Annotated in this window: 4 protein-coding genes; 3 read left to right on the top strand and 1 reads right to left on the bottom strand. The window is 72.6% G+C overall.

Features of this window, described 5'->3' with window-relative positions; all coding sequences use genetic code 11:
• Nucleotides 1-87 precede the first annotated feature (87 nt).
• The 3 genes from HUX53_RS13290 to HUX53_RS13280 are packed head-to-tail and all read left to right on the top strand — an operon-like array spanning nucleotide 88 to nucleotide 1,715.
• Nucleotides 88-498, top strand: a complete 411-nt coding sequence (locus HUX53_RS13290; protein WP_255205220.1) for a helix-turn-helix domain-containing protein — start codon at nucleotides 88-90, stop codon at nucleotides 496-498.
• 24 nt (nucleotides 499-522) lie between these two features.
• A complete protein-coding gene (locus HUX53_RS13285; protein ID WP_309237195.1) occupies nucleotides 523-1,386 on the top strand; it encodes an LLM class flavin-dependent oxidoreductase in 864 nt (287 codons plus the stop codon).
• A complete protein-coding gene (locus HUX53_RS13280) occupies nucleotides 1,386-1,715 on the top strand; it encodes a multidrug efflux SMR transporter (RefSeq protein WP_176403486.1) in 330 nt (109 codons plus the stop codon). The genes HUX53_RS13285 and HUX53_RS13280 overlap by 1 nt, the downstream gene beginning before the upstream one ends.
• Nucleotides 1,716-1,728: 13 nt before the next feature.
• Here HUX53_RS13280 and HUX53_RS13275 read toward each other — a convergent pair whose 3' ends face one another.
• Nucleotides 1,729-2,580, bottom strand: coding sequence for an AraC family transcriptional regulator (locus tag HUX53_RS13275; protein ID WP_176403485.1), 852 nt, complete (start codon nucleotides 2,578-2,580; stop codon nucleotides 1,729-1,731).
• Between the last annotated feature and the right edge of the window lie 224 nt (nucleotides 2,581-2,804).

Here is a 2,804-nt window from a genome sequence, read left to right as displayed (position 1 = left end):
CTTGCTTGGTGTGTTTGGAGTATTTTTTTTGTGCTGAAGAGGCGCGGTCAGGGAATTGCGCAGTGTCGGGTGGGGGGGCGGCGGCAGATGTGGATAAGAGGCAGGGACGCGCTGGGGCGGCGGGCGCGGCGGGCGGGCGCCGGCGCCGGGCTCACCGGCATGCGGGGGCTGGCCGACCTGGCGCTGCTCACCGTCACCGGGGCCGAACCGGAGCTGGGCGACCTGCTCGCCGCCGCGCTGCTGTCCGGGCTGGACCGCGACGACCCGTTCCACCTGGAGCTGGCCGAGACGGCGCTGGCCTACCTCGACCACGGCGGCCGGATCGAGCCGACGGCGGCGGCGCTGCACGTCCACGGCAACACGGTCAAGTACCGGATCCGGCGGCTGCAGGAGCTGACCGGCCGCCCGCTGTCGGACCCGGCGGGCGGCGCGGCGGTGTCGCGCGCCGCGAACTGGTGGTGGGCCCTGCACCGGTGGCTCGCGGAGACCACGCCATGATGGAGCGATGACTACGGAGGAGCAGTGACGGCACCAAGGATCGGCACCGTGATGTGGCCGATGCAGTCCTGGCCCGAGGCGGGGGAGCTGTGGCGGCGCGCCGAGGACCTCGGGTTCCGGCACGCGTGGGTCTACGACCACCTCGCCTGGCGGGGGGCGACGCCCTGGTACGACGCGTACACGACGCTGGCGGCCGCCGCGGCGGTCACCTCGCGGGTGCGGATCGGCACGCTGGTGACCTCGCCGAACTTCCGGCATCCCGTCCCGACCGCGCACGCCGTCAAGACGATCGACCACGTCAGCGGCGGGCGCCTGACCCTCGCGATCGGGGCGGGCGGCACGCACCGCACCAGCGACGCGGGCGTCCTCGGCGGGGACGAGTGGACGCCCGGCGAGCGCGCGTCCCGGTTCGCCGAGTGGGTGGAGCTGCTCGACCGGCTGCTGACCGGGCCGGAGACGTCCTTCGAGGGGACGTACTACACCGCGCGGGAGGTCGTCACGGAGCCCGGCTGCGTCCAGCGTCCCCGCGTGCCGTTCGTCATCGCGGGCAACGGGCCGCGCGGCATGCGGCTCGCCGCCCGGTACGGCACCGGGTGGGTGACCGGCGGCGAGGGCGCGAGGCCGCACGACGTCGTGCGCGCCCAGCTCGCCAAGCTCCGGGCCGCCTGCGACGCGGAGGGCCGCGAACTCGACGACCTCATCCTGATGACGGGCTTCACCGACGACCCGTGGCTGGAGTCGCTCGACGCGTTCACCGACCTGGCGGGACGCTACGCCGAGCTGGGCATCACCGAGATCGCGCTGCACTGGCCGCGTCCCGGCACGCCGTGGGAGGCCGACATGAAGGTGTTCGAGGCGATCGCCGCCGAGTACGGCGAGGCGCGCTGATGCCGTTCGTGCTGCTCGGCGCCGCGATCGTGTTCGAGGTGACGGCGACGCTGGCGATGCGCGCCTCCGAGGGGTTCACCAAGCTGTGGCCGTCGCTGATCGTGGTGGCCGGGTACCTGATCTCGTTCGTCTTCATGGCGAAGGCGCTGACGTCGCTGAACGTCGGCCCCGTCTACGCGATCTGGTCCGCGCTCGGGACGATCGGCGCGTTCGCCGGCGGCGTCCTGCTGTTCGGCGAGCAGCTCAAGCCCCTCACCATCGCCGGCGCGGTGATCATCGTCATCGGGGTCATCGTGATGAACCTCGGCGGCGGCGTCCACCAGGGCTGATCCGCCGCCGGCGTCAGGCGGGCTCGGGGAGGGTGCTGACGCGCTGCTGTTCGAGCTGCCCGCCGATCAGCTCGGTCGGCGTGCAGCCCGACAGGGCGCGGAACTCGCGGTTGAGGTGGGCCTGGTCGTAGTAGCCGCAGGCGAACGCGGCCTCGGCGAGCCCGGTGCCGCCGGACAGCAGCGCGACCGCGCGCTCGAAGCGCAGCACCCGCGCCATCACCTTCGGCGGCAGCCCCACCTGCTCGCGGAACCGGTGGGTCAGGTGCTTGCGGCTCCAGCCGACGTCGGCGGCGATGTCGGCGACCGTGACGCCGGGGCCGCCGTCCAGCAGCCCCCACGCCCGCGCCACCTCCCGGTCGGGGACGGGACCCGCGTCGAGGCGGCGCAGCAGGAAGCCGTCCAGCAGGTCGAAGCGCGCGGCCCAGGACGGGGCGCCGGCGAGCCGCTCGACCAGCGTGCGCGCCTCCCGGCCGAGCAGGTCGGGCAGGTCGACGGCCGCGTTGGTGAGCCGCGCCATCGGGACGCCGAGCAGCGTGTACGCGCCGAGCGGCGTCACGTCGAGCTGGATGCCGCGCTGCCCGCCGGGGCTCACGTACATGCCGTGCCCGTCGTGCATCCCGGCGACGAACGAGCCGTACTCGCGTGCGCGGACGCCGGGATCGGGGACCTCCAGGTAGAGCGGCGGCCCCAGGTTGATGATCACGACGGTGGTGCGGGTCGGCAGCGTCCGCGTCCGGGTGGGGACGGCGAGGGTCTCCCAGTAGCCGTTGTAGGAGCGCAGGAACGGGCGCAGCGCCGGATGCGGGCGCCCCAGCGCCAGCCACCAGCCGCCCCGGTCGGTGATCTCGACCGGCCTGTCCGTCATGTCCCCAGTCCTACCACGCGGGACCGACGGAACCCCGGTTACTCGTACACCTGCCCGCACACCGCGATGCGGGCCAGATCGCCCCAGGTCACGGCCCGTCTCTTATACACCTCTGACCCTGCCCACGAAGAGGCTAGTGCATATCTCCACGGCACTCTCATCATCAACAACAAAAACCACATCACACCACATAACCTACAACAGCCTCAGACCGCTAAAAACGA

The organism is Actinomadura sp. BRA 177 (assembly GCF_013372625.1).
Lineage (GTDB): Bacteria > Actinomycetota > Actinomycetes > Streptosporangiales > Streptosporangiaceae > Spirillospora.
This window is presented reverse-complemented; position numbering and strand designations above follow the sequence as displayed.

Excerpts from the sequence above, each read along its gene's own strand:
- HUX53_RS13280 (WP_176403486.1), top strand. The coding sequence starts at position 1,386 with ATGCCGTTCGTGCTGCTCGGCGCCGCGATCGTGTTCGAGGTGACGGCG.
- HUX53_RS13290 (WP_255205220.1), top strand. The coding sequence starts at position 88 with ATGTGGATAAGAGGCAGGGACGCGCTGGGGCGGCGGGCGCGGCGGGCG.
- HUX53_RS13275 (WP_176403485.1), bottom strand. The coding sequence starts at position 2,580 with ATGACGGACAGGCCGGTCGAGATCACCGACCGGGGCGGCTGGTGGCTG.